Genomic DNA, 25482 nt, shown 5'->3' with positions numbered 1-25482 from the left:
TGTCGCGTCACTCTGTTCTATGGCGAGTCCTTTGGCAACTGTGTGGCTGGTATGCCGTGTGGTGGAATGAAGCGCGCACCGGTGCGTGTCAGTCCGATCGGCGCTCTATCCGTCGGCGCCAATCAATGTCGCATGCACGATGTAGCGCTCGGGGCCGGATGTGACGGCATCGAATGGCCAGCAGGTCGCGAGAACAAGCTCGAAACCCTGTGCCATGGGATCGATGCCGGATGCATCGAAGCGAACCACGGCCGAGGAATCCGCGCGATAGCGAAAGTGTCGACCGTCACTGCGCGTGACATCGATGACGTCGCCAATGGCAACATCCTTCAGGAAGCGGAAATGAGTGTCGCGATGGGCGGCATAGACGGCGATCCCGCGTTCGCCCGCATCAGCCGTGTGCTGGATATGACCGGGCCCGAAAGCGAGCGCTTGTCCGCTCGTGCCTTCCAGCACGATGGCGCTGGCACCGATCCGCTTCACCTCGATCCGCGCGACCGGCCAGGTGTCGGCCCAGGACCAGGGCTTTACCGCCTGTCCCGTGGCAATGCTCCGGTCGAAGGCGCGCTCCAGCAGCACCTGCGCCAGCCACGCCTTGGCATGGATATAGGCGCCGTCGCCGAACAGGAAGAGGCCGACAAGCGCGAGGACCGGCGGAGAGATGAAGCGGGGCATTGTGTTTCGTCTCTCGTCATTGCGAGCGAAGCGAAGCAATCCAGACTGTCTCCGCGGCGGCAGTCTGGATTGCTTCGTCGCTTCGCTCCTCGCAATGACAGTGAAAAAAGGCGCGCGCGGCCGTTTGGAGGGGACGGGCAGCCGCGCGCGCTAACAGAGGAGTTCGGGGGAGCTCCTCTCTCAAGCGGCGTCGGTGAGCAAGGTCCGACGCCGGTTGAACACGAACAGGATCAGGGCGAGCACGATCAGGATGAAGCCTGCGATCATCTTCAGCTCGGCCGAGGTCGCGGTCTTGGGCAGGCGGATCGGATCGGGCGCAGCAGGCGCTGGCCGTCGCGTCGCCGGCTGGTTGCGCGCATCGGCATGGCGCTCGTGCAGCTGCGTCGGCGTCAGATGCGGCCGCTCGCCGAACACCTTCTCGAACTCCCAGCCCGCGGGTAGGTTGATGGGCAGCTCGCTGAGCTTGAGTGGCGCGCCCTCGGGCCGGCTCGGCGTCTTGTCGACCGCGACGAGGCTGGTCAGCCGCGTGACGATCTGATGGTCGAGCGCCAGCGCCAGGATCGCCTTGTCAGCTTCCTCCGGCGTCATCTCGCGCAGGGTGCGCGCGACTTCCGCATCGGCGATCTTCCGCCTGGCCCAGAGCTTTGACAGGCCCTTGCCTTCGGCTGCGTTTTGCAGCGGCAGCGTCACCGACCACGGACGGTCGCCGACGCGGCCCTTGATCTCGAGCGAGCCTGCGAGCTTGTCGAGTCTCGCCGCCAGCACCAGGGGCTCGTCGCGATAGACGTCGGGGATGATCGCCGGGGTGACGTCGGCATTGGCCTCGGAAAACCTTGCGGTGAGGCCGGTCACGGCCGGATTCTCCAGCTTGGCGAACAGGCCGCGCATGCGCTCCTCCACCTGCTCGGTGGAGCCGATATGGGTGAAGGCGCCGCGGCCGAGCTCGGCGGCACGGGTCATCAGATAGGTGTTGGGCGCGGACCCGATGCCGACCATGAAGACGCGCGAGCGGCCGCGCATCGTCGTGATCGCATCGAACAATTGCTGCTCGTTGCCGATCGCGCCGTCGGTCAGGAACACGACCTGGCGGACCATGCCGGTGTCGCCGAGCCTGTCGGCCAGTGCCGCGCGCATCGCCGGCACCATCTCGGTGCCGCCGCGCGCCTGCAAGGCGCCGACGAAGGAGGTCGCCTCGCCGACATGCGCAGCATCGGCCGGCACGGAGGCCGAAAACAGCATGTCCATGGTGTCATCGAAGCGGATCACGTTGAAGCGGTCATTCGGCTGCAGGCGGCCGAGAGCGTAGAGCAGGCTTGCCTTGGCCTGCACGATGGACGTGCCGCCCATCGAGCCGGAATTGTCGATCACGAACACGACCTCGCGCGGCAGCGGCTTCTGCGCCGCCTGCTCGGCGCTCGGTGGGGTGACGAAGGCGAGCAGGTAATCGGCATCGCCGATGTGCTCGCGAAACAAGCCGACCGACGGAGCTTTCTCGGCCGCCGGCTTCCAGGTCAGCTCGAAGTCGCGGTCGGCGGGAATAGTACCGTCGGCGAGCGTCACCACGCGCGTCATGTTGTCCGGGCTTTCCGTCTTGACGTTGTGATGGTGGCTCTTGACCTCGCCGAGCGCAAAGCCGGCCTGCAGGCGCACAATGATGCTGGTCGGATTGAGCGGCGCATGTTTGGCGGGATCCAGCACAGGGGGCGAGATGCGCTCGCGATCCGGCACCGGGTCCGACGACGTCGCGCCCCAGCCCGAGCCGTCCTTGCGGAAATCGACGCTCTGGATGATCGGTGCGGGATTGTAGCGCGGCCCGACCACGAGCGGCAGGCGCAACGAATATTCGTTGCCGACTTGATGCACCGGCTCCTGGTACTCGATCTGCACCAGCACGGTTTCGCCGGGACCGATATTGGCGACCGAGTTGGTGAAGATGTTCGGCCGCTCCTGCTCGGTGAGCGCGGCCTTCTGGCCGGCGCGGCGCGCCTCCTCGTAGATCACGCGCGCCTGCTGCCGTTCCTTGATGTCGCCGATGATGACGCGGTCGCCGACCACCATCTTCAGTGTGTCGACGGCGCCGCCGGCCGCGAGCGGATAGACGTAGGTGGCCTCGACCCAATCCTTGGTCGGGTTGCGGAATGCTTGCGTGACGCGGACGCGCAAGGTCGGGCCCGACACGGTGATATCGATATCGGTCCCGAGGCGGATCGCCTCCGTGGTAGTGCCCTCCTCTTTCAGCAGCAGGCTGCCCGACCGTGCTTCGCCGGGCTGGAGCAGGCTGGCCTGTTCGGTCGTTGCCGACCAGCTCGCCCCGAAACTCACCAGCAGGGCCAGGAAGGCGACCAGCATCACGGCGATGCCCTGCGCCAGAAGGAACAGTCCGACCTTGATGAGGCGGCTCAACAGCGGGTGGTCGTCGCTATCGGCCGTGTCGTAGGCGTTCATTTGGCTTGCTCCGAAGCATGTTTGCTGGTCCTCAGCATCCGCCGGCGGGGCGGGATTTCGCGAGCAGAATGATCGGCAATGTTCCGCCGCGGCCGGCCCAGGCTCGCTTGAGCCGGGGCGGTCATGTGCGGTTTTGTGCTGGTTTGTCCGCCCTGCTAGAGTGACCGGCCTGGAGCGGGGCTGACGGTGCAGATGCAGGACAAACTCACGGACAAGCAGCTTTCGGACGAGCAGAGCCGCGAGATCGCCGAGACCATTCGCGAGGAGCTCGCCCGGCGCCGGATGTCCCGGCAGGCGCTGGCCGAGCAAGCCAAGCTCAGCCTGTCGACGCTGGAGAAGGTGCTCGGCGGCCGGCGGCCGTTCACGCTGGCGACGACAGTCCGGCTGGAGCAGGCGCTCGGCGTTTCCTTGCGCAAAAATGTCGTCGCGGCGGCGCCTCCCGCCGCAAACGACGTCGCGCCCGACAGTCTCGGCTCCTATGCCCATCGCGCGGTGACCTGGCTCGAGGACGTCTACATCACCCTGCGGCCGTCGTTCGGCGACAAGGATGCGATCTTCGCCTATCGCACTGAGATCGCCTGGGAGCCGAAGCTCTCGTCGCTGGTCTTCCGCGAGGGCGATCGGACCGATGCCGCCTACGAGCATACCGGCGAGGTCGCCGTTCCCCATCAGTCCGGCTTCATCTACCTCGTCATCATCAAGCACGGCCAGCACCGCGTGATCACGGTGTCGCGGCCGACGGTATCAGGCGAGATGTACGGCATCATCTCGACGCTGCGCGCCGGGCCCGGCTCGCAGCTCACGCCGATCGCGGCGCCGATCGCCTATGTGCCGCTCAGGAATATTCCAAAACCCTCCTTGGGCCGGGTTGCGCCCGAGGATCCCAACCACGCCTTGTATCGAAAGCACTTGCGCCGCACGGTGGAAGAGCCGTTCGCGTTGTTTCTGACGCTGTGACAGCAATCCGCTGGGGGTGCGTTGCTGGCTTGCTCGAAGCGTTCGCGCCCGATCAGCCACTCCGCGCAAGTGAACGGCCCAGGTTAGAGCCATGGTGGCTGAGACGAAACCGTTCGAGGCAAGTCTCGCGATGAAGAGCCCGTTCTATACCGCCGAGCACGACGCGTTCCGCGACGTGATGCGGCGCTTCGTCGAGAAGGAGATCGCGCCCTTTGCCCATCAATGGGACGAAGCGGGCGAATTCCCGCGCACGCTCTATCGCAAGGCGGCCGAAATTGGCCTCTTGGGACTTGGATTCCCGGAAGAATATGGCGGCATCGCCGCCGACCAATTCATGAAGATCGTGGCGAGCCAGGAGCTTGCGCGCGCCGGCGCAGGCGGCGTCAGCGCCAGCCTGATGAGCCATACGATCGGCTCTCCCCCGATCGCGCGGGCCGCACGCGCCGAGGTGAAGGCGCGCGTGCTGCCGCAGGTGCTGGCAGGCGAGAAGATCTCCGCACTGGCGATCACCGAGCCGGGCGGCGGCTCGGACGTTGCGAACCTGCGCACCCGGGCGCGTCGCGACGGCGATGACTACGTCGTGAGCGGGGAGAAGACCTTCATCACCTCGGGGATGCGTGCCGATTATCTGACCGTTGCGGTGCGGACCGGCGGCGAGGGCGCCGGCGGCGTCAGCCTGCTCCTGATCGAAGGCGACACGCCCGGCCTGTCCAGGACCAAGCTGAAGAAGATGGGCTGGTGGGCCTCCGACACCGCGACGCTGCATTTCGACGCATGCCGTGTGCCGGCCGAAAATCTGATCGGCGAGGAGGGCCAGGGCTTCAAGATCATCATGCAGAACTTCAACAGCGAGCGCATGGGCATGGCCGCGAGCTGCACCGCCTTCGCGCGGGTCTGTCTCGACGAGGCGATCGCCTATGCCAAAGAGCGCACGACCTTCGGCAAGCCGCTCGCGCAGCACCAGGTCATCCGCCACAAGATCGTCGACATGGCGCAGAAGGTGGCGGCATCGCAAGCCATGCTGGAGATGCTGGCCTGGCGGCTCGAGCAGGGCGAGAGCCCGGTCGCCGAAATCTGCATGATGAAGAACCAGGCGACGCAGACCATGGCGTTCTGCGCCTCGGAGGCCGTGCAGATCTTCGGCGGCGCCGGCTTCATGCGCGGCATCAAGGCCGAGCGCATCTACCGCGAGGTCAAGGTCAACGCCATCGGCGGCGGCACCGAGGAGATCATGAAGGATCTGGCGTCGCGGCAAATGGGGCTTTGAACGCTCTCTCCTCGCGTCATTCCGGGGCGCGAGCGAAGCGGAGCGAGCCCGGAATCCATAACCACAAGCGGAGGTTATGGATTCCGGGCCCGCGCCAAGGGGCGCGTCCCGGAATGACGAGGCTGAGAGAGAATGTTATTCACCGCCGACCACGACGACATCCGCCGCTCGCTACAAAGATTCATCGCCAACGAGATCAATCCGCACGTCGACGCGTGGGAGAAGGCCGACATCTTCCCGGCGCACGAGCTGTTCAAGAAGATGGGCAGCCTCGGCTTCCTCGGCCTGAACAAGCCGGTCGAATTCGGCGGCTCGGGCCTCGACTATTCCTACGCGCTGATGATGGCGGAGGAACTGGGCGCCATCACCTGCGGCGGCGTGCCGATGGCGATCGGAGTGCAGACCGATATGGCGACGCCGGCATTGGCGCGGTTCGGCTCGGATGAGGTGCGGCGCGAATTCCTGGCGCCCTCGATCTCGGGCGATTACGTCGCCTGCATCGGCGTCTCCGAGCCGGGCGCAGGCTCGGACGTCGCCTCGATCAAGACGAGTGCGCGCTCCGACGGCGACGATTACGTCATCAATGGCGGCAAGATGTGGATCACCAACGGCACCCAGGCCGACTGGATCTGCCTGCTCGCAAACACCGGCGACGGCCCCGTTCACCGCAACAAGTCACTGATCTGCGTGCCTATGAAGAGCAAGGGCGTCACCGTCGCGCGCAAACTCGACAAGATGGGGATGCGCTCGTCCGACACCGCGCAGATCTTCTTCGACAATGTCCGCGTGCCCAAGCGCAACCGGATCGGCGAGGAGGGCCAGGGTTTTACCTACCAGATGATCCAGTTCCAGGAGGAGCGCTTGTGGGGCGCGGCCGCCTGTCTGAAGGCGCACGAATACATCATCGACCAGACCATCGAATACACCCGCAACCGCAAAGCCTTCGGGAAGTCCATCCTCGACAACCAGGTCGTGCACTTCAAGCTCGCGGAGATGCAGACCGAGGTCGAGCTCCTGCGCGCGCTGATCTATCGCGCCGGCGAGCAGCTGGTCGCCGGCGAGGATGTGACGCGGCTTGCGACCATGGCCAAGCTGAAGGCCGGCCGGCTCGGCCGCGAGCTCACCGACGCCTGCTTGCAATACTGGGGCGGAATGGGCTTTACCAACGAGACACCGGTCAGCCGCGCCTATCGCGACAGCCGTCTGACCTCGATCGGCGGCGGCGCCGACGAGGTCATGCTGATGGTCCTGTGCAAGATGATGGGGACGCTGCCGGGCAGCAAAGGAAACGCCTGATGATCACGCTGTATCATTGCGACGCCGCACGCTCGTTCCGTCCGCTCTGGATGCTGGAGGAGATGGGGCTGCCCTATGAATTGAAGATGCTGCCGTTCCCGCCGCGCGTCTTCGCCAAGGACTATCTCGCGCTCAATCCGCTCGGCACCATTCCCTTCATGATCGACGGCGAGACCAGGATGACGGAATCCTCCGGCATCTGCCATTACCTCGGCATCACATACGGCCCGACGCCGTTGATGGTCGGTCCTGAGGATCCCGCCTACGGCGCGTTCCTGAACTGGATGTATTTCAGCGATGCCACGTTAACCTTCCCGCAGACGCTGGTGCTGAGATACACCCAGCTCGAGCCGGAGGAGCGCCGCAACCCGCAGGTCGCCACCGATTACGCGAAATGGTTTCTGGGCAGACTGCGCGCCGTTGAGGCAGCGACGGCGAATGCCGAAACATTGTGCGCGGGCCGCTTCACCGCCGCCGACATCGTCATCGGTTACGCGCTTCGGCTCGCGAGCAATATCGGGCTTGCCAAGGATTTTGGCCCTAACGTCGCAGCCTATTGGTCGCGTCTGCAGCAGCGCGACGGCTATAAGCGCGCGGTTGCTGCGGAGCAAAAGGCCGGGCAAGAGCAGGATGTTGCGCCGAGGGTGAGGGCGTAAGGGAGGCTGTCATTCCGGGGCGCGGAAGCGCGATCCCGGAACCTCGCGTTTCCCGGTTCGCGTTATTGCGCGTCTACGACGCGCCATGTCTTTTGACAGCGCTATCCTACCGTGACAGCGCCCAAATTTCCGCTAAGGTGACCTCCGTCCGCAGCGGCCAGAGAGCCGCGCGAGGAGGAACCCAATGGAATATAACGGTCGCGAATCCGACCACCTGATGCTGATCACGCCGGAGCGGGTGTTTTATGCGGGCCTGCTCGGCCGTCCGCGCAAACGGACACCCGGCTGCTGCCATGTCTATGTCGCGGTGAAGGGCAATCTGCACCTGACCATCGACGACGTTCTCGCCACCGGCGAGCTGTTCGTCACCCTGCCGAACCAGCGGCACTCCATCGCCAGCGACTATCGCACCGTCATCAGCGTGACGCTGGAGCCGGAAAGCATGGCGGATGGCGTGATTGAAGCCTTGGCCGCGCGCCTGACCGGACCCGATCAGGCCGCCTATGCCCGCAAGATCCTCGCCGCCTACGCACTTTTGCGTCAGCGCCGCTATGGCGACATCACCACGGCCGAGTTCGACGAGATGTGCTTTGGCGAGGCGCTGCCGCGCCGCGTGCTGGATCCGCGCGTGATGCGTGCGGTGGCCCGCATCGAGCGCTTCTCCGGCGAGCCGGTGACGGCGGATACCTGCGCCGCTGAAGCCGGCCTCTCGGCCTCGCGCTTCCTGCACCTGTTCAAGGAGGAGACCGGCATCTCGTTCCGCTCCTTCCGCGCCTGGAAGCGCGCGCGGTATCTGCTGCACTTCGCCAACCAGGACCTCAACCTCGCCCATCTGGCGCAGGACATCGGCTATCCCGATTCCACGCATTTCAGCCACTCGATCCGCCGCTTCTACGGATTGAAGCCGCGGGCGATCTTCGTCGGCTCGCGCGATCTTGCGATCTACCGCAGCACCGAGACCGTGCGGATGGCGGAGGCTTCGTAGGGTGGGTTAGCCGATCAGATGCGCGAAGCGCAGCTGCTCGGCGTAACCCACCTCGTCAATTTCACGGAGGCAGACAGTGGTGGGTTACGCCTTCGGCTAACCCACCCTACGAATTCGTCGTTTTTCCCAGCTTCTCCGCGCAAGAAGCCGCATGTCGCGCGTCACATGATCGCAAGCGTTGAATTCTCAACGTGCGAGACAGTGAACGCATGAGCGACAAGGCCGTCATCACCTGCGCGCTGAACGGCGTGCTCACCGACCCCAAGCAGCACAACGTGCCCGTGACGCCCGAGCAGATGGCGCGCGAGGCCAGGGCTGCGTTCGAGGCCGGCGCGTCCATCATGCACATCCATCTGCGCCAGCAGGCGCCGGGCAAGGGACATCTGCCGTCCTGGGAGCTCGCGGTCAGCAAGGAGATCCAGCAGGCGATCCGCGAAGCCTGCCCGGGCGTGATCATCAACCACACCTCGGGCGTGTCGGGGCCGAACTACTCAGGCGCGCTCGACTGCATCCGCGAGACGAAGCCCGAGATTGCCGCCTGCAACGCAGGCTCGCTGAACTACCTGAAGGTGAAGGCCGACAACAGCTGGGCCTGGCCGCCGATGATGTTCGACAATTCGGTCGAGAAGGTGAAGGACTATCTTGACGTCATGAACGCGGTCGGCACCATCCCCGAGTTCGAGTGCTTCGACGTCGGTATCGTCCGCTGCGTCGGCATGTACCACCAGGTCGGCATGTACAACGGCCCGCTCGAGTACAATTTCGTCATGGGCGTCGCCTCCGGCATGCCGGCCGATCCTGAATTGCTGCCGATCCTCTTGAAGCTGAAGCGCCCCGAGGCGCATTGGCAGGTCACCGCCATCGGCCGCGAGGAGATCTGGCCGCTGCACCAGCGCTGCGCCGAGCTCGGCGGTCATCTGCGCACCGGCCTCGAGGACACCTTCTATCTCGCCGACGGCAAGAAAGTGACGTCGAACGGCCAGCTGATCGAAGCCGTCGCCGCCTGCGCAAGGCGCGCCGGCCGCGAGATCGCGAGCCCCGCCGAGGCGCGGAAGATCTTTGGGACGAACAGGTAAGGTATCGCCCCGTCATTGCGAGCGAAGCGAAGCAATCCAGAATCTTTCCGCGGATGCAGTCTGGATTGCTTCGTCGCTTCGCTCCTCGCAATGACGAGCAGGATCAAGTCATGTCCACCATCGAAAACACCATCTCCCCCGGCAGCGCCGCCTACCAAGCCAACCGCGACGGCATGCTCGGCCTGATCGACCGCATGCGCGCGCTCGAGGAGCGCACGCGCGCCGCGTCCGCCGCGGCCAAGGACCGCTTCCACAAGCGCGGCCAGCTGCTGCCGCGCGAGCGCGTCGCGCTGGTGCTCGATCCCGGCGCGCCCTTCATCGAGCTCTCGACGCTGGCGGGCTACATGTTCGACGTGCCGGATGCGAGCAAGAGCGTGCCGGGCGGCGGCGTCATCGCCGGCATCGGCTTCGTCTCGGGCATCCGCTGCATGGTCAGCGCCAGCGATTCCGGCATCGACGCCGGTGCGCTGCAGCCTTACGGTCTCGACAAGACGCTGCGGGTGCAGGAGCTCGCGCTGGAGAACAAGCTGCCCTATGTGCAACTGGTCGAAAGCGCCGGCGCCAATCTGCTGCGCTACCGCGTCGAGGATTTCGTTCGCGGCGGCAACATCTTTCGCAACCTGGCGCGGCTCTCCGCTGCCGGTCTGCCGGTCGTCACCGTCACGCACGGCTCCTCCACCGCGGGCGGCGCCTATCAGACCGGCCTCTCCGACTACATCGTCATGGTCCGCGGCCGCACCCGCGCCTTCCTCGCCGGGCCCCCGCTGCTGAAAGCCGCGACCGGCGAGATCGCGACCGAGGAAGAGCTCGGCGGCGCCGAGATGCATACGCAGATCTCCGGCCTCGGCGATTACCTCGCCGAGGACGATCGTGACGCATTGCGCATCGCGCGCGAGATCATGGCCGCGCTGCAATGGGAGCGGCCGGGCAAAGCGGCGGCGCAGTTCAAGCCGCCGCGCTATGACCAGGACGAGCTGCTCGGCATCATGCCGATGGACCACAAGCGCCCGGTCGACATGAAACAGGTGATCGCGCGCATCGTCGACGATTCCGATTTCACCGAGATGGCACCGAGTTACGGCCCGGCCACCGTCTGCGGCCATGCCCGCATCGAGGGCCAGGCCATCGGCATCATCACCAACAACGGCCCGCTCGATCCCGCCGGCGCCAACAAGGCGACGCATTTCATCCAGGCCTGCTGCCAGACCCGCACGCCGATCCTCTATCTCAACAACACCACCGGCTACATGGTCGGCAAGGCCTATGAGGAGGCCGGCATGATCAAGCACGGCTCCAAGATGATCCAGGCGGTGACGTCGGCGACGGTGCCGCAGATCACCATCTATTGCGGCGCCTCGTTCGGCGCCGGCAATTACGGCATGTGCGGCCGCGGCTTCCATCCGCGCTTCTGCTTCTCCTGGCCCAACGCCAAGACCGCGGTGATGGGCGGCGAGCAGGCCGCCGAGACCATGGCGATCGTAACCGAGGCCGCAGCGGTGCGCCGCGGCAAGCCGATCGAGAAGGACAGGCTGGACGCCATGAAGGCTGAGATCATCGGCGTGTTCGACGGCCAGATGGACGTGTTCTCGACCAGCGCCCGCGTGCTCGACGATGGCGTGATCGACCCGCGCGACACCCGCGCCGTGCTATCGGAGGTGCTCGCGATCTGCCGCGAGGGCGATGCGCGCACGCCCCAGCGCATGCAGTTTTCGGTGGCCCGCCCATGAGGAACGGATCAGTGCAGCACCGGCCGTTCTTCAAGGTCCTGGTGGCAAACCGCGGCGAGATCGCACTGCGCGTGATGCGCAGCGCGCGAAAACTCGGCCTCGGTGTCGTCGCGGTCTATTCCGATGCGGATCGCGATGCGCTCCATGTGCGCGAGGCCGACCAGGCCGTGCGCATCGGCGAAGCCTTGCCGGCGCAATCCTATCTCAACATCCCCGCGATCATCGAAGCGGCCAAGGCCAGCGGCGCGGATGCCGTTCATCCCGGCTATGGCTTTCTTGCCGAGAACGAGGCGTTTGCGCGCGCCTGCAAGGATGCCGGCCTCGTCTTCATCGGCCCGTCGCCGCAGGCGATCGAGGCGATGGGCAACAAGGCCGGCGCCAAGGAGATCATGAAGAAGGCCGGCGTGCCCATCATGCCCGGCTACCAGGGCGCTGAGCAAGGCGACGAGGTCATGCTCGCCGAAGCCGGGAAGATCGGCTTCCCCGTGATGATCAAGGCGGTCGCCGGCGGCGGCGGCCGCGGCATGCGGCTCGTCACTGACGCTGCGTCCTTCCCCGAAGCCCTGCGCAGCGCGCGGTCGGAAGCGAAAGCCGCGTTCGGCGATGCTGCCGTCATCCTCGAGCGTGCGATCCAGAATCCGCGCCACATCGAGATCCAGGTGTTCGGCGACAGCCACGGCAATGCCATCCATCTCGGCGAGCGCGATTGCTCGGTGCAGCGGCGGCACCAGAAGCTGATCGAGGAGGCGCCGTCGCCGGCGGTTACGCCGGAGCTGCGCGCGAAAATGGGCGAGGTCGCGGTGTCAGCGGTCAAGGCGCTGCGCTATGAAGGCGCCGGCACGCTGGAATTCCTGCTCGATGCCAGTGGCGCGTTCTACTTCATGGAGATGAACACGCGGCTGCAGGTCGAGCATCCCGTCACCGAGGCGATCACCGGGCTCGATCTCGTCGAGCTGCAATTGCGCATCGCGCGCGGCGAGCCGCTGCCGATCAAGCAGCAGGACATCAAGTTCTCCGGGCACGCCATCGAGGTGCGGCTCTGCTCGGAAGATGCCGCGCAGGATTTCATGCCGCAGTCCGGCCGCATGGCGCGCTGGCAGGTGCCTGAGGGCATCCGCGTCGAGCACGCGTTGCAACCGGGCTCGGAGATTCCGCCGTTCTACGATTCCATGATCGCCAAGCTGATCAGCCATGGCGCCAATCGCGAGGAGGCGAGGGGACGGCTGATCGTTGGCCTCGAGCAGCTTACGGCCTTTGGCGTGACGACCAATCAGGCGTTCCTGTTATCGTGCCTGCGTCATCCCGGCTTTGCCAAGGGTGAGGCGACGACGGCTTTCATCGGCGCCCATCGCAACGAGCTGCTTGCGCCGCGTGCGGACGCGGCATTCAAGATCGCGCTGGCAGGCCTGCTGCTCTACGTCACCAATCCGCGCGCGCCATCGCGGCAGGGCGGACGGAGCCTCGCCGCCACCTTTCCGCTGCCGGCGAAAATCGACATCGGCGGCGATGCGCACGAGCTCGACATCATGCGCGAGCGCGACGGCAGCTACACCGTCGCCGTCGAAGGCCGCCAGCATAAGTTCGAGATCGACCAGCTCGATCCCGACGCCGTCCGCTTCCGCCTCGCCGGCGTGATGGACAGCGCAAAATTCCGGCGGGATGGCGAACGGCTGTACGTCCAGCACCGCGGCATCCCGCTCGGCCTCACCGATCTCACCCTCGCGGCACCAAAAGCAGCCGCAAGCAATGGCGGTGACGGCAAGGTCCGCGCCGCTATGAACGGCCGCGTCGTCGCCGTCCTCGTCAAGCCCGGCGACCGCGTCACCGCCGGCCAGCCGGTGCTGACGCTGGAAGCGATGAAGATGGAGCACGTCCACAAAGCCGGCATCGACGGCGTGGTCAGCGCGATCGACGTCTCCGAGGGCGAGCAGGTCACGACGGGCAGGATCGTCGCGGAGATCGGGGCGGGGTAGCGCCACAAACGCGGTCTGGTAGGTGGGCAAAGGCGCGCAGCGCCGTGCCCACGAATGTCGATTGCAAAAGGGGGTCGTGGGCACGCTTCGCTTTGACCACCCTACGGCCCCCCCCCTGAAACGTAACGATTTCAACGAGGTATGCACTCGCAAGGTTTTGTGCGCAATCTCTATTGAACAAAGTTCATTTTCAGGCGACAAATATTGAACGATGTTCAATGCCTGGAGATCCGCATGCTGCGCGCGCGCGACCAAGCTCAACCGGCCAATGCACTGGTCCCGCCAGTCGTTCGCCGACTCTCGTACGCCCCCCTTCAAACCGGCGAGAAATATCTTATCGGTGCGCTCCTCGTCCTGACGCTCACCGCGCTTCTGGCGCCCACGATGCCCGCCGCCGCCTGGCACATCCCGCATTTCGTCGATAGCCGCACCTTCCTCGGCGTGCCCAACGCCGGCGACGTGCTGAGCAATCTCGCCTTCCTCGCGATGGGCGTGTGGGGCTCGGAGCGGCTGCGCGCCCGAAATGATGCGCCGGTGGGTGCAAGCTGGTTCTTCGTCGGGCTGATCCTCACTTGCCTCGGCTCGGGCTTCTATCATCTCGACCCCGACGTGCCGCAACGGCTCATCGCCGATCGTCTCGGCATGGCGGTCGCGTTCGCAGGCTTTCTGGGCATCGCGGCCAGCGAACGCATCAGCGCGCGCGCAGGCGAAACGGTGCTGGTGCTGGCGATGGTTGCTGGCCTGCTCGCTGCCTGGGTGGCCCGCGAGAATCTCACGCCTTGGGTGGTGGTGCAGTTCGGCGGCATGGCGCTGGCCGTGGGCCTTGCGTTGACACGCCCGCGGCCCGGCGCACTTGGCGTGCCGCTCGGCGGCGTGATCGTCTTCTATGTGCTGGCCAAGCTGTTCGAGCTCGGCGATGTGACCGTGTTCGAAGCGACCGGCCACATGGTCTCAGGCCATACGCTCAAACATCTCGCCGCCGCGCTCGCGGCCTGGCCGGTGATCCGGGCACTGGGATCTAGGCCGTGTACGCATTAAGCGGCTGGCCGTCGACTGATGTCCGCTTAAGCCCCAACACCAGCGGAGAAGCAGCAATCTTCCAATGTAGCTGAAGGGCCACATGCGGACTCATGCAGCGCAGCATCATTCAATCACCTCGTCAGCCGTCGCGAGTAGCGCGGTTGGAATATTCAGACCGAGAGCGCGAGCAGTCTTAAGATTGATCACCAATCGGAAGCGTTCCGGCTGCTGGATCGGGAGTTCGGCCGCTTTCGCGCCCCGCAGCAGTTTTGCAACATAACCGGCGGAGCGGCGATTGAGGTCAATGATGTCAGGGCCATACGCGAGAAGGCCGCCTTCGACCGCTTCTTCACGCCAGTGATACACCGCCGGAATGCGGTTTTGCGCGGCGAGCTCGATGATCTTGCGCCGGTTGGCGAACCCGATGGGGTCCACAAGCACGAGCAGGCCCTGAATATCCTTCGAAGCTATGGTCTGGAAAGCAGGGCCTATGTCCTCCACCGAGCGTTTGATCACCGGAAGTATCTCGACCTGCCGGTCCGCGGCGGTTTTCTGGAAGTCGGCCATCAGCCGTGCATGATATTGGTTGTCGGGGTCGAGGAGCACCGCGAACCGCGACGCCCGTGGCAGTAACTCCAACAGAAGCCCGAAATTCTTGCCGCTGCTTGCGACCCCGGTCAGTCCCGTCACGTTTCCACCCGGCCGCGCAAGACTTGCCGCAAGGCCGACACCGACCGCGTCTGCGGTGGCAGTCACGATGGGGATCGTGCCGGTGACCGCCCTGGCGGCAATTGCCTCGGGCGTGCTGGACGCCACAATCACCTCGACTTCGAGAGCCACCAGCTCGGCGGCAAGTCTCGCCAGTTGTTCCCGGTCATTCTTCCAGAACCGGCGCTCGATGATGATGTTCGCGCCCTCCACATATCCCATCTCGCGGAGTCCGCGATCGAAGGCTTCGATTCGTTGGTGCGGAACTGACGCCAGGAAACCGATGCGAGGCATCTTCTTCATGAGCTGATGGGCGGGCTGCGCAATCAAGCTGCGCGGCCAAACGGCACCGATGGCCCCGATCAGTGCAATGAACTCCCGCCGCTGCATGTACCCTCCAAGGACCACGCCTGGGGATGACTACATTAGCATTTTGCCATGGGACCGTGTGATCGACGGAGGTATGCGGGATTGAGATGGGCCGTTTGGGTTGAATAAGTCGAAAAATAACGTCACAGCAAGAACCTCGCTGAATTAGGTCAGAGCGAGTGATGAAGTTCTCGCCTTCAACCCAACTATGCTCTCGGAGCTTTCGCAGAAAAGCATCGAGCGCGCGTTGTACCAACTCCCGGCTCGGAGCACTTAGATAAACAATTCGATGGACACGTTCCTTTTGCCAGGCGCGCGGCAACTGGCCAAATTGCAGCCAATCCGCCGAGGGTCGACATGAAATCGCGTCGCCTCATGACTAGCCTCCAAATAGCGGAGCATTATGGGACGCAATCAGGACCGAGGATAGGGAAATGAGTCCGCAATGGGTCGAATGCAGACGGTCGCGGTCGCGCGGCAAGGTCGCTACGGGCCGACATCGGGCGTAGAGCCTTATTCGATCACCTCGTCCGCACGGGCGAGCAGTGATGGCGGGATTTCGATGCCTAAGGAGCGCGCGGTTGCTGAGTTGAGAACCAAACTGAACTCCGTGGGCTGCTGAATGGGCAAATCCTCCGGCCGAGCACCTCCCAAGATTCGTGCGGCGTAGATGCCGGCTTTTTCAAAGTTTGCGACAAGGCTCGGCCCGTAGCTCATCAGGCCACCGGCCGCCGGAAACTCGCGGAATTCATAGGACGCCGGAAGCGAATGACGATCGGCCAATGCGACAAGTTGCGCACGCAGGTTGAAAAATATCGCATCGTTGCTGACGAGGACCGCACCGACTTGGGCGCTAACAAGCTGCCTGAAAGCTGGCTCTAATTCATCCTGGTTGCGCGCCTTGGCTACTTTCAAGGTCCGCCCGGTCGAACGGGCAACTTCGTCAATTTCCTGAAGCAAGTCTTGATTGTCAGGGTTCACCAAAAATCCGACGGTAGCCTTTTGCTGGAGCAGCTCCTGGATCAGTTCGAGGCGCTTTAGGACAAGCCTCGCTGTCATCATAGATATGCCCGTGGCGTTGCCCCCGGGGTGAGCGAAACTCTTTGCCAGTCCGAGCTTCACGGGGTCTGACGCGATTACGAATACGATCGGAATGGTTGAAGTTACTTTCCTTGCGGCGAGCGCAACCACATTGCCCCCTCCGATGATCAGCGCTGGATTGAAATGCAAGAGCTCCTGAGCGAGCTCCGGAAGCCTACTGTGGTTTCCTCGTGCCCACCTACGTTCTATCGTAACGTTTTTGCCAACTACGAAACCCCTCTCCGCGAGACCTCTTTCGAATGCTGCGTCATAGGGACTCGCAATGTCAGGGGAACCCACGGACAACACACCGATAACAGCTACCGCTGAACGTTGCGCGCTCGCCGTCAGCGGCCACAGAGGTGCCGCGCCGACAAGAAGCGTGATGAACTCCCGCCGTCTCATGTGCGCTCCTAAGCTCTCTGGTGACGGCATCGTAGCCGTTCAGGCGAGCTCATTGAAAGTGGCCAAGGTCAAAAGTGTTGCATCCGCGAACCGCCGCAGACTTCTGTCTCCCCCAGCTCCACGAAGCGAGAAACATTTGTTCCCGCTCCTAGAATTGCAATATGGCAAGCCAATTTGCGACAGCATTGCTGCTACACATCTCGCTGGGATTGCTGACCATGCCATTGTTTAAGGAGATCAGGGACCCTGACGATGCTCACGTTCCGGCGTCAGGCACGTGCAACCGCAAGAATGAGTTTCGACCCGGGCGGTTGAGGGGTTGGAGTGCAGGCTCAGACTTCTGCTATGGGTCAAAAGCGGTGCTCGGAGGGCGAGGTCCCAATGGTCGGCTGAGGGCCACAAGCGGACATCAACGGGACGATGCAAGAGCACATGGCGGATTTTCGGTTGCCATGATCCGGCCCCGCGCTGGGGAGCACGGAGCGTACAGAACGCTGGCTTGAGGTTGAGGCAATTGGTCCAATCTTCTGATCCATCTTGAACCAAGATCAAGCCTCTCTAAGTCTCACGCCGGAGGGCTCCTCCGACCTCTTTTGGAAAGGATTGCTTGTAACCGTCGAGGACGACGATGATGACACTGGAAGAAAAGCTCGCCCGCTTGCGCACCCACCGCAATAGCATTCACCGCTACCACCGGCTGCTCAAGACCCGCCTTTCCGATCTGGAGCGCGAGTACATCGAAAGCCGTCTCTCCGAGGAACGGGCGGCGCTGGTAAGCCTCGCGCGCACGCCGTTCCCCATTCCTTTTAAAATGCCGCCGCCAGAGCAGCAGCCGCAGACCTTCAAGCCTGAGGTGACCTGAGCTTGCCGTGGGCATCAGGAGGTCGCTCCCGTGCGACAGCGGCCCATCAACGGCGTCGAGCCGGAAAGAACCGAGGATGACATTACGCGTGAGCTGCTCGGCCCCAGGGGCGTTCCGGGCGGTCCCGATCCCGCCCGCATGGTCCCGCAGGTCGAGAAGAACACGCCAAAGCACATAAGGTGGAGAACCCCGAGCTCCCGCGATGAACCGAGCGCCAGAAACCGGAACCTTGTTGATCTGGTCAAGGGCAGAGAGGCGGAACGGGTAGTGACAAATCAACGTTGCTCCGAATTGCGGGGCGCCTTTGATTGCGGTGCAATGATGCAAGACGCTCAGAAGTACATCAACATTGCCGCTCTAGTCGCGCTCGCTGGTTGGCTTGGTCTCTGTTTCAAGATGGGCTGGTACTGATGGGGCGGCTTACGCCCGGAGTAGACCACATCGGCCCCAGCCTGGAGGTTTTTCCGGATCGAAAAACGAGCTGGGACCGAGAGGTCTGCCGTTGGATGGCAAACGCAGCTTGGTCCCAAAAATCATGCCCCGTGGCATTCAAATTTGGGAATCCGACGCAAACGGAATGCCCGATGAACCTAGCCCCGGAGCAAGGCCTTTCCATCGGCACTTTCGCAATTTGGCGCCGGGAGTAAGCCGTCCAGCAAGGCTAGCTCGAGCTGCGGCACTTACGGCTGACCCAAGGCCGACTGCGCTGAGTAGCTGCCGGCCCCAGGTCCGCACCGAATTTCGTCCGCGTCGGCTGGACAGGTTTTTCCGATGACGGCGAAGCTATGCCACGAGCCAACGATCCAGCTTCTCAGCTACCGGTGGTCAGCCGCGGCGGGTTGCGGGACATAATCCAGAGCTCGATCGCTGCCAAGATTGCGACCGCCGCGCCGATGATCACATGCACGGTCATCGCGGTGGTTCCCTGGAAGCCCAATACCCAGGGCGACACCAGTGCCCACAAGCCGACGACGAGGTTCAGCCATTCCTCCCACACCGCGAACGCCGCCAGCGCCGCGACCGCAAGGATCGCGATGGCGATACCGGTGATAACGGCGTTTTGAGAGACCGTCCCCGCATCGAAACCGAATATCCAGGGCGAAACGAACAGTACCGCGCCGAGGATCAGGTTCGCAACATCACAAAACTTTGCGTTCGTCCAATTCCCTTCCCAATTCTGCATGGCACCCTCCATTGGAGGTTTCGATGCCAAATCAACCGCGTAATCGCCGAGCCGGTTTCCATCGCGGCCCGCGGCATAATGGCAACGGAGAGGCGGACCCGCCGCGCCGGTGCTGTCCTAGGCTGTGTGCTCATTAAGCAGCTGACCGCCTGCGGTCCCAACCTTAACAGCGGCGGGAAAGCGGACGGCTCCGGAGGTCGCTGAAGGGTCAAAATGCGAAGAACTCAGGTTGAGCAAATCTGGACCGCTCTGCCGCGATAAGCAGACCTCTGTGAGACGCAGCGCAACTTCGCAGATGGACCAAAGGCTGAATTTACGGACTTAGTCACTATTGGCACGCGCCAGCAGGGACGTTCGAAGCCCTTCTTCGATTGACACGATCTGACTGTTCTCTCCACTTGGCCAATTGTCGGTTAGAGGCTTGAAGTCGTCGCCGCCCATCCTAAGTTCAGACGCTGCCGGCTGTGTCCGGCAAAACGAAACTCATGCAAAGGATCGAGAAGCCCGCTTGCGCGGGCATAAGTCGAGGGAAGTCACATGAGAAAGCTTGCTCTTGCAATCGCCGCGGCAGCAACGCTCCTCATCGGAACCGTTGCGCCGGCCTCGGCCCATTGGCGGGGCCATCATCATCATTGGGGCGGTCCAGGCATTGGTCCGGCCATCGCGCTCGGCATGTTCACCGGAGCGCTGGCCGCCGCGGCCGCACCTGCGGTCTATTATGCGCCGGTCTATGGTCCGCCGCGATACTATTATGGCCCCCGCTATTACCGGACCGTCCGGTATTATCCGGCGGCATATCCTTACTGGTATCCCTGGTGAACTGATGCAAAGGCCCGGCCCGCAACCGGGCCTTATCGCTGTCCGGCATCTCGATCGCCTGCGTCCGGCGCTGCCGAGCCCGCGTTTGAGATGACTGGAACCGATGGCAGCAGGAGAAGTTCTGTCGCTAAGATGCAGGTCCGGAGGCGCACCGGGCCCGAACGAGCGCGCCAAAATGCGCCTCGACGTTAGCCCGGCCCGCGTAACACGATCGGATCTGGCCTCCCCATGAACAAGAATGCCCGTTTCAATATCGGATACGCCATCGCCGCAATTTTCGCGGTCTTCCTGATTCAGTATCTGATCTCGGCGGCGAACCAGATCGCGGTGATCCCCTACAGCGAATATCAGCAATTGCTGCGCCAGGGGAAAGTCGAGACGGTCGGCATCTCCGACCGCACCTTGCAGGGCACGCTGAAGGAGCCGCTGTCCGGCGGCCAGAAGCAATTCGTCACCACGCGCGTCGACCAGGACGTCGCCCAGGAGCTCGAGAAGCACAACGTCCGTTTCACCGGGCAGATCGAGAGCACGTTCCTGCGCGACCTGTTGTCGTGGGTCATGCCCGTGCTGCTGTTCTTTGGCGTCTGGTGGTACATCGGCCGCCGCATGGCCGAGGGCGGCGGGATCGGCGGCGGGCTGATGGCGATCGGCAAGAGCAAGGCCAAGGTCTACGTCGAATCCAACACCGGCGTCACGTTTGCCGACGTCGCCGGCGTGGACGAGGCCAAGGACGAGCTGCGCGAGGTTGTCGATTTCCTGAAGAACCCGACCGACTATGGCCGGCTCGGCGGCCGTATGCCGAAAGGCGTGCTGCTGGTGGGGCCGCCGGGCACAGGCAAGACCTTGCTGGCCAAGGCGGTGGCCGGCGAGGCCAGGGTGCCGTTCTTCTCGATCTCCGGCTCGGAGTTCGTCGAGATGTTCGTCGGCGTCGGCGCGGCGCGGGTGCGGGACCTGTTCCAGCAGGCGCGCGAAAAGGCGCCGGCCATCATCTTCATCGACGAGCTCGACGCACTGGGCCGCGCCCGCGGCATCGGCCCGTTCGCCGGCGGCCATGACGAGAAGGAGCAGACGCTCAACCAGCTGCTCGTCGAGCTCGACGGCTTCGATTCGCGCTCCGGGCTCGTCATCCTCGCCGCCACCAACCGGCCCGAGATCCTCGACCCTGCCCTGCTCCGCGCCGGCCGCTTTGACCGCCAGGTGCTGGTCGACCGTCCAGACAAGCGGGGCCGGATCGAGATCCTCAAGGTGCACATGAAGAAGGTGCGCCTGGCCGAGAATGTCGATGCAGACGCCGTTGCCGCGCTGACGCCAGGCTTCACGGGCGCGGATCTGGCCAATCTCGTCAACGAGGCCGCGCTGCTGGCGACGCGCCGCGCCGCCGAGGCGGTGACCATGAGCGATTTCAACAATGCGGTCGAGCGCATGATCGCAGGCCTGGAAAAGCGCAACCGCCTGCTCAACCCCAGGGAACGCGAGATCGTCGCCTATCACGAGATGGGGCACGCCCTCGTCGCGCTCTCACTGCCGGGGACCGATCCCGTGCACAAGGTCTCGATCATCCCGCGCGGCGTCGGCGCGCTCGGCTACACCATCCAGCGGCCGATCGAGGACCGCTTCCTGATGACCAAGGAGGAGCTGGAAAACAAGATGGCGGTGCTGCTCGGCGGCCGCGCCGCGGAGCTGATCGTGTTCGGGCACTTGTCGACCGGTGCGGCGGACGACCTGCGCCGCGTCACCGATATCGCCCGCAGCATGGTGACGCGCTACGGCATGTCGGAGCGTCTCGGCAGCGTCGCCTATGAGCGCGATCCCGGCAACTTCCTGGCCGGCCCTGACCGCCCCTATCCGACGCGCGAGCGCGACTATGCCGAGGAGACCGCCGCCGCGGTCGACCACGAGGTGAAAACCATCGTCGACCAGGTGTTCCAGCGCACCCAGGGCATCCTGACCACGCGGCGGCCGATCCTGGACCGCGCCGCAAAAAAGCTGCTCGAGAAGGAAACGCTGGAGCAGAGCGACATCGATGTGCTGATCCGGGAGATGCCCAAGGAAGGGCTGCGGGCGATCTAGGGCCACTCACGCGGCGCGCTTGCGCCTGATCTCGGCGGGAAGCTCGATCATCCGCCTGTCCGGAGGCGAACCGTTCGAGATGAGCGGCGCGGGCGCGCCCTCGCGCTTCGGCGCCTCGATCCCGATGCCGGGATCGGTGCTTCTGGCGTGCCATTCGATCAGGAGATGGCCGGCCACCAACATCAAGCCGGCGCAGAACAGCGCAAGAGCTGCGCTCACGAGATCACGATAGTCATCCATCCCACGAACCAAGCATGCGTGCAGCCTCATCGGCGCCTGCGTGGACCAGATTGGAATGAAGGCTCCGCGTTTCAAGAGCCTGTCTGCAGCGGCAAAGGCATACGGCAATCGCAATTTCCGTCACGACCGTTCACGCTGGAACATTCCGGCCATTTCCAAATTCTAGTGGCGCCCACCGGCCTGAGGCGTCTGGGTGCCATGATCGGGCTCAGCGGATCAGGTTCGCGGTGGTCCAACCATCTTGCTCTAACGAGGATTTGGCCATGAAACCTGACTGCGCTCGGACCGCGCCGCTCTCGGCGCTTCACTCAGATTATCGCTTGGATCGGCAAGGCGCCCCTGATCGGGGCGAACGGTGCTCGTGAGGGAGGGCGCGATGTTGGTTGCCTCACTTCCTGCCCTTCACGGGGAAAGCGGGCTATCCCGCTATCTCAAGGAGATCCATCGTTTTCCGCTGCTCGAGGCAACGGAGGAAGCCGACTATGCGAGGCGATTGCGCGATTGCGGCGATCGTGACGCCGCCTATCGGCTGGTGACGAGCCATTTGCGGCTCGCGGCGAAGATCGCGCTGCAATATCGCCGCTATGGCCTCGCCATCGCCGACCTCATCTCGGAGGCCAATGTCGGGCTGATGCTGGCCGTCAAGCGGTTCGATCCCGAGAAAGGCTTCCGGCTTGCGACCTATGCCTCCTGGTGGATCAAGGCCTCGGTTCAGGAATACATCCTGCGATCATGGTCGCTCGTCAAGCTGGGCACCACTGCTGCGCAGAAGAAGCTGTTCTTCAACCTGCGCAAGCTGAAGAGCAGACTTGGCGTCGCGGAGGATGGCGATCTCCGGACGGATCAGCTGACATCTATCGCCAAACATCTCGACGTCAGGGAAGCCGACGTCGCCGAGATGAACGGCCGGCTGCGCGGCGACATCTCACTCAACGCGCCGATCAGCGTCGAGACGGAAGGCGACCAATGGCAGGACCGGCTGGTGGATCTCTCTCCCGATCCGGAGAGTCTGCTGCTGGACGCGGCCGACCGTGAACGCACCAAGGCTGCCCTCGCCGATGCACTCGCTGCGCTGACACCGCGGGAGCGCAGCATCGTCGAGGCGCGATATCTCGGCGAGCCGCAGCAGACGCTGGATGCGCTCGCCGGCAAGTTCGGCATCTCGCGCGAGCGCGTCCGGCAGATCGAGCAGCGCGCGTTGCAGCGGATCAAGGCGAAGATGTCCGCGCGTCTCGATGAGGCGCGCCTTGCGACGTCGCGTTAGGCGAGCGAAGAAGAATGCTGATCGGCCAAGGCCGATCAGCATCCTCTGCAGATATCGGGGACAAGACGTTCGGGCGAAAACTCCCGGCTCCTGCGCTCGGTCTGGCCGGACTTCTCAGGATTGCTCCGAGACGCTCCGACGGAACTGGTCGCAAGCTGCCGGGCGGGCTCGGCCGAGCTCCGCATCTCGGCGCGAGGCGTGTCGGCCTCCTTGGCCTGGAGCCCATTGGCCATGCCCAACAAAGCGACGGCGAGGACAATGCCTCTCATCTGATGATCCTCCTTTCGCGTGAGCGATGAGTGGCTGCAACGATGAGGAGCGGCCTCGCCGGCCGCTCCCCCGTATCAGCTGGTGGCAGGCTCCGGCCTGTCCCGATCAGGCGGCGTGAGGTCGAGCCGGATCCCGGATGGCCCGAGGACCGGCAGCAATGTGTCCACCTTCATGGTCGGGCTGCCCCGGTCCCAGCTCGACCACGGCATCGTGTCCAGGTACGGGATCGGCGGCAAGGCGAGCCGCTCGAAACTGTCCGCCGTCTTGGCGGCAGGGCCGGGGCTTTCGGCGCCAAAGGCCGCAAAGGGCACCAGCGAGAGGCCAGCCCCAACGGCCAAGGCGGCGAGCCGCCGCAACGTTTTCCGAGTGGTTTCCCCGCGAGCGGAGAAAGCACGATCCTTGATCATTTCATCCTCCTTTCGTTCGAGAACACAGTCACAGATCCATGGCAAACGAGCCCGGCCGTTCGGCCGGGCTCGCCCGTCCTTAGAAGTCCATCGCGGGAGCGCTCGGCGCTTCCGTCTTCTTCGGCTTCTCGGCCACCAGCGCTTCGGTCGTGATGAGCAGCGAGGCCACCGAGGCCGCATCCTGCAAGGCGGTGCGGACGACCTTGGCAGGATCGATCACGCCGGCCTGCACCAGATCCTGGTACTCGCCAGTCGCGGCATTGAAGCCCCAGGTGTAGGTCTGGTTCTCGAGCAGCTTGCCGACGACGACCGAGCCGTCCTCACCCGCATTCTGCACGATCTGCCTCGCCGGGACCTGGATGGCGCGCCGCACGATGTCGACGCCGGCCTTCTGGTCGGCATTGGCGGTCTTGACGCCGTCGAGCGCCTTGAGCGCGCGCAGCAGTGCCACGCCGCCGCCCGGCAGGATGCCTTCCTCGACCGCGGCCCGGGTCGCATGCAGAGCGTCGTCGACGCGATCCTTGCGCTCCTTGACCTCGACCTCGGTCGCGCCGCCGACCCGGATCACCGCGACGCCGCCGGCGAGCTTGGCGAGGCGCTCCTGCAGCTTCTCGCGGTCGTAGTCCGAGGTGGTTTCCTCGATCTGCGCCCTGATCTGCTGGCTGCGCGCCTCGATGTCCTTCTTGGCGCCGGCGCCGTCGACGATCGTCGTGTTCTCCTTCTCGATCACCACTTTCTTGGCACGGCCCAGCATCTTCACGGTGACGTTCTCGAGCTTGATGCCGAGATCTTCGGAGATCACGGTGCCGCCGGTGAGGATCGCGATATCCTCCAGCATCGCCTTGCGGCGGTCGCCGAAGCCCGGCGCCTTGACGGCTGCCACCTTCAGGCCGCCGCGCAGGCGGTTGACGACCAGCGTCGCCAGCGCCTCACCCTCGACCTCCTCCGCGATGATCAGGAGCGGCTTGCCGGATTGCACGACCTGCTCCAGCAGCGGCAGCACGGTCTGCAGGCCCGACAGCTTCTTCTCGTGGATCAGCACATAGGGATCTTCGAGCTCGGCCTTCATCTTCTCGGCGTTGGTGACGAAATAGGGCGAGATGTAGCCGCGGTCGAACTGCATGCCCTCGACCACTTCGAGCTCGGTGTGCAGGCTCTTCGCTTCCTCGACCGTGATCACGCCCTCATTGCCGACCTTCTGCATCGCATCCGCCAGGAAGCGGCCGATCTCGGTGTCGCCGTTGGCCGAGATGGTGCCGACCTGGGCGATCTCGTCGTTAGAGGTGATCTTCTTGGCGTGCGACTTGAGGTCGGCGACGATCGCATCCACGGCAAGGTCGACGCCGCGCTTGAGGTCCATCGGATTCATGCCGGCCGCGACGGCCTTGGCGCCCTCCTTGACGATGGCCTGCGCCAGCACCGTCGCCGTGGTGGTGCCGTCTCCGGCGAGATCACTGGTCTTCGAGGCGACCTCGCGCACCATCTGGGCGCCCATATTTTCGAACTTGTCCTCCAGCTCGATCTCCTTGGCGACGGTGACGCCGTCCTTGGTGATGCGGGGAGCGCCAAACGATTTCTCGAGGACGACGTTGCGCCCCTTTGGACCGAGCGTGACCTTCACCGCATTCGCCAGTGTGTCGACGCCCTGCAGCATGCGCTCGCGGGCCTCGGTCGCGAACTTCACGTCCTTGGCAGCCATGTTGTTAAACTCCTTTCCGTTCGATGCTG

The 25482-nt window shown here is 64.2% G+C and carries 22 protein-coding genes; 14 read left to right on the top strand and 8 right to left on the bottom strand.

Features of this window, described 5'->3' with window-relative positions; genetic code table 11:
• Positions 1–105 precede the first annotated feature (105 nt).
• Positions 106–675 carry a class GN sortase gene (locus N2605_RS33210; protein WP_225148593.1) on the bottom strand — a complete coding sequence of 190 codons (570 nt, stop codon included), beginning with the start codon at positions 673–675 and terminating at the stop codon, positions 106–108.
• Between the two features lie 180 nt (positions 676–855).
• The gene (locus N2605_RS33205) at positions 856–3120 is read right to left on the bottom strand and encodes a marine proteobacterial sortase target protein (protein ID WP_260345059.1); all 2265 of its coding nucleotides are present in this window, start codon (positions 3118–3120) and stop codon (positions 856–858) included.
• A 186-nt stretch (positions 3121–3306) separates the two neighbouring features.
• On the opposite strand from N2605_RS33205, the gene N2605_RS33200 reads away from it, so the two are divergent.
• From N2605_RS33200 to N2605_RS33160, 9 genes are all read left to right on the top strand, one after another.
• Positions 3307–4077, top strand: a complete 771-nt coding sequence (locus N2605_RS33200) for a helix-turn-helix domain-containing protein (RefSeq protein WP_057025963.1) — start codon at positions 3307–3309, stop codon at positions 4075–4077.
• Between the two features lie 130 nt (positions 4078–4207).
• Positions 4208–5344 carry an acyl-CoA dehydrogenase family protein gene (locus N2605_RS33195; RefSeq protein WP_260347532.1) on the top strand — a complete coding sequence of 379 codons (1137 nt, stop codon included), beginning with the start codon at positions 4208–4210 and terminating at the stop codon, positions 5342–5344.
• Between the two features lie 132 nt (positions 5345–5476).
• A complete protein-coding gene (locus tag N2605_RS33190; protein ID WP_225153578.1) occupies positions 5477–6640 on the top strand; it encodes an acyl-CoA dehydrogenase family protein in 1164 nt (387 codons plus the stop codon).
• Positions 6640–7296, top strand: coding sequence for a glutathione S-transferase family protein (locus tag N2605_RS33185; protein ID WP_225141236.1), 657 nt, complete (start codon positions 6640–6642; stop codon positions 7294–7296). Before N2605_RS33190 ends, N2605_RS33185 begins: the two co-directional genes overlap by 1 nt.
• A 184-nt stretch (positions 7297–7480) precedes the next feature.
• Complete coding sequence (locus tag N2605_RS33180; RefSeq protein WP_036023887.1) at positions 7481–8281, top strand: helix-turn-helix transcriptional regulator; 801 nt, start codon at positions 7481–7483, stop codon at positions 8279–8281.
• Between the two features lie 209 nt (positions 8282–8490).
• Positions 8491–9357, top strand: coding sequence for a beta-keto acid cleavage family enzyme (locus tag N2605_RS33175; protein WP_225141234.1), 867 nt, complete (start codon positions 8491–8493; stop codon positions 9355–9357).
• 110 nt (positions 9358–9467) lie between these two features.
• Positions 9468–11084 (top strand): acyl-CoA carboxylase subunit beta, encoded by a 1617-nt coding sequence (locus N2605_RS33170; RefSeq protein WP_260345058.1) that lies wholly within the window; start codon positions 9468–9470, stop codon positions 11082–11084.
• Complete coding sequence (locus tag N2605_RS33165; protein ID WP_260345057.1) at positions 11081–13057, top strand: acetyl-CoA carboxylase biotin carboxylase subunit; 1977 nt, start codon at positions 11081–11083, stop codon at positions 13055–13057. The genes N2605_RS33170 and N2605_RS33165 overlap by 4 nt, the downstream gene beginning before the upstream one ends.
• Before the next feature lie 204 nt (positions 13058–13261).
• The gene (locus tag N2605_RS33160; RefSeq protein WP_260345056.1) at positions 13262–14095 is read left to right on the top strand and encodes a hypothetical protein; all 834 of its coding nucleotides are present in this window, start codon (positions 13262–13264) and stop codon (positions 14093–14095) included.
• A gap of 105 nt (positions 14096–14200) precedes the next feature.
• Here the strand turns inward: N2605_RS33160 and N2605_RS33155 are convergent, their stop codons facing one another.
• The gene (locus N2605_RS33155) at positions 14201–15175 is read right to left on the bottom strand and encodes an ABC transporter substrate-binding protein (RefSeq protein WP_260345055.1); all 975 of its coding nucleotides are present in this window, start codon (positions 15173–15175) and stop codon (positions 14201–14203) included.
• Positions 15176–15667: 492 nt separating this feature from the next.
• On the bottom strand, positions 15668–16639 hold the full coding sequence (locus N2605_RS33150; RefSeq protein ID WP_036023876.1) for an ABC transporter substrate-binding protein: 972 nt from the start codon (positions 16637–16639) through the stop codon (positions 15668–15670).
• Between the two features lie 628 nt (positions 16640–17267).
• On the opposite strand from N2605_RS33150, the gene N2605_RS33145 reads away from it, so the two are divergent.
• Positions 17268–17501 carry a hypothetical protein gene (locus tag N2605_RS33145; RefSeq protein WP_306469161.1) on the top strand — a complete coding sequence of 78 codons (234 nt, stop codon included), beginning with the start codon at positions 17268–17270 and terminating at the stop codon, positions 17499–17501.
• 30 nt (positions 17502–17531) lie between these two features.
• On the top strand, positions 17532–17912 hold the full coding sequence (locus N2605_RS33140) for a hypothetical protein (protein ID WP_260347550.1): 381 nt from the start codon (positions 17532–17534) through the stop codon (positions 17910–17912).
• 400 nt (positions 17913–18312) lie between these two features.
• On the opposite strand, the gene N2605_RS33135 is transcribed toward N2605_RS33140, so the two are convergent.
• Entirely contained in the window at positions 18313–18684 is a 372-nt protein-coding gene (locus tag N2605_RS33135) for an SPW repeat protein (protein WP_225145710.1), read from the bottom strand.
• A 537-nt stretch (positions 18685–19221) separates the two neighbouring features.
• Here N2605_RS33135 and N2605_RS33130 point away from each other — a divergent pair.
• Together N2605_RS33130 and ftsH are read left to right on the top strand one after the other, a co-directional pair.
• Complete coding sequence (locus N2605_RS33130) at positions 19222–19503, top strand: hypothetical protein (RefSeq protein WP_260345054.1); 282 nt, start codon at positions 19222–19224, stop codon at positions 19501–19503.
• A gap of 228 nt (positions 19504–19731) precedes the next feature.
• Entirely contained in the window at positions 19732–21573 is a 1842-nt protein-coding gene (gene ftsH, locus N2605_RS33125) for an ATP-dependent zinc metalloprotease FtsH (RefSeq protein ID WP_225114817.1), read from the top strand.
• A 6-nt stretch (positions 21574–21579) separates the two neighbouring features.
• Here the strand turns inward: ftsH and N2605_RS33120 are convergent, their stop codons facing one another.
• Positions 21580–21813 carry a hypothetical protein gene (locus N2605_RS33120; RefSeq protein ID WP_128262508.1) on the bottom strand — a complete coding sequence of 78 codons (234 nt, stop codon included), beginning with the start codon at positions 21811–21813 and terminating at the stop codon, positions 21580–21582.
• A gap of 376 nt (positions 21814–22189) precedes the next feature.
• Here N2605_RS33120 and rpoH point away from each other — a divergent pair, with 376 nt between their 5' ends.
• Complete coding sequence (rpoH, locus tag N2605_RS33115; protein ID WP_260345053.1) at positions 22190–23077, top strand: RNA polymerase sigma factor RpoH; 888 nt, start codon at positions 22190–22192, stop codon at positions 23075–23077.
• A 344-nt stretch (positions 23078–23421) separates the two neighbouring features.
• On the opposite strand, the gene N2605_RS33110 is transcribed toward rpoH, so the two are convergent.
• The gene (locus tag N2605_RS33110; protein ID WP_225153563.1) at positions 23422–23754 is read right to left on the bottom strand and encodes a hypothetical protein; all 333 of its coding nucleotides are present in this window, start codon (positions 23752–23754) and stop codon (positions 23422–23424) included.
• Positions 23755–23833: 79 nt separating this feature from the next.
• Entirely contained in the window at positions 23834–25453 is a 1620-nt protein-coding gene (gene groL, locus N2605_RS33105) for a chaperonin GroEL (RefSeq protein ID WP_225131536.1), read from the bottom strand.
• Between the last annotated feature and the right edge of the window lie 29 nt (positions 25454–25482).

It is taken from the genome of Bradyrhizobium yuanmingense (assembly GCF_025200905.1).
GTDB lineage: Bacteria > Pseudomonadota > Alphaproteobacteria > Rhizobiales > Xanthobacteraceae > Bradyrhizobium > Bradyrhizobium yuanmingense.
The sequence above is the reverse complement of the archived record's forward strand: the minus strand, read 5'-3'. Positions and strand labels throughout refer to the sequence as shown.

Excerpts from the sequence above, each read along its gene's own strand:
- N2605_RS33165 (WP_260345057.1), top strand. The coding sequence starts at position 11,081 with ATGAGGAACGGATCAGTGCAGCACCGGCCGTTCTTCAAGGTCCTGGTG.
- N2605_RS33170 (WP_260345058.1), top strand. The coding sequence starts at position 9,468 with ATGTCCACCATCGAAAACACCATCTCCCCCGGCAGCGCCGCCTACCAA.
- N2605_RS33130 (WP_260345054.1), top strand. The coding sequence starts at position 19,222 with ATGAGAAAGCTTGCTCTTGCAATCGCCGCGGCAGCAACGCTCCTCATC.
- N2605_RS33205 (WP_260345059.1), bottom strand. The coding sequence starts at position 3,120 with ATGAACGCCTACGACACGGCCGATAGCGACGACCACCCGCTGTTGAGC.
- N2605_RS33185 (WP_225141236.1), top strand. The coding sequence starts at position 6,640 with ATGATCACGCTGTATCATTGCGACGCCGCACGCTCGTTCCGTCCGCTC.
- N2605_RS33175 (WP_225141234.1), top strand. The coding sequence starts at position 8,491 with ATGAGCGACAAGGCCGTCATCACCTGCGCGCTGAACGGCGTGCTCACC.
- N2605_RS33195 (WP_260347532.1), top strand. The coding sequence starts at position 4,208 with ATGAAGAGCCCGTTCTATACCGCCGAGCACGACGCGTTCCGCGACGTG.
- N2605_RS33150 (WP_036023876.1), bottom strand. The coding sequence starts at position 16,639 with ATGAGACGGCGGGAGTTCATCACGCTTCTTGTCGGCGCGGCACCTCTG.
- N2605_RS33120 (WP_128262508.1), bottom strand. The coding sequence starts at position 21,813 with ATGGATGACTATCGTGATCTCGTGAGCGCAGCTCTTGCGCTGTTCTGC.
- N2605_RS33135 (WP_225145710.1), bottom strand. The coding sequence starts at position 18,684 with ATGCAGAATTGGGAAGGGAATTGGACGAACGCAAAGTTTTGTGATGTT.
- N2605_RS33110 (WP_225153563.1), bottom strand. The coding sequence starts at position 23,754 with ATGATCAAGGATCGTGCTTTCTCCGCTCGCGGGGAAACCACTCGGAAA.
- rpoH (WP_260345053.1), top strand. The coding sequence starts at position 22,190 with ATGTTGGTTGCCTCACTTCCTGCCCTTCACGGGGAAAGCGGGCTATCC.
- N2605_RS33155 (WP_260345055.1), bottom strand. The coding sequence starts at position 15,175 with ATGCAGCGGCGGGAGTTCATTGCACTGATCGGGGCCATCGGTGCCGTT.
- ftsH (WP_225114817.1), top strand. The coding sequence starts at position 19,732 with ATGAACAAGAATGCCCGTTTCAATATCGGATACGCCATCGCCGCAATT.
- N2605_RS33145 (WP_306469161.1), top strand. The coding sequence starts at position 17,268 with ATGATGACACTGGAAGAAAAGCTCGCCCGCTTGCGCACCCACCGCAAT.
- groL (WP_225131536.1), bottom strand. The coding sequence starts at position 25,453 with ATGGCTGCCAAGGACGTGAAGTTCGCGACCGAGGCCCGCGAGCGCATG.
- N2605_RS33210 (WP_225148593.1), bottom strand. The coding sequence starts at position 675 with ATGCCCCGCTTCATCTCTCCGCCGGTCCTCGCGCTTGTCGGCCTCTTC.
- N2605_RS33180 (WP_036023887.1), top strand. The coding sequence starts at position 7,481 with ATGGAATATAACGGTCGCGAATCCGACCACCTGATGCTGATCACGCCG.
- N2605_RS33190 (WP_225153578.1), top strand. The coding sequence starts at position 5,477 with ATGTTATTCACCGCCGACCACGACGACATCCGCCGCTCGCTACAAAGA.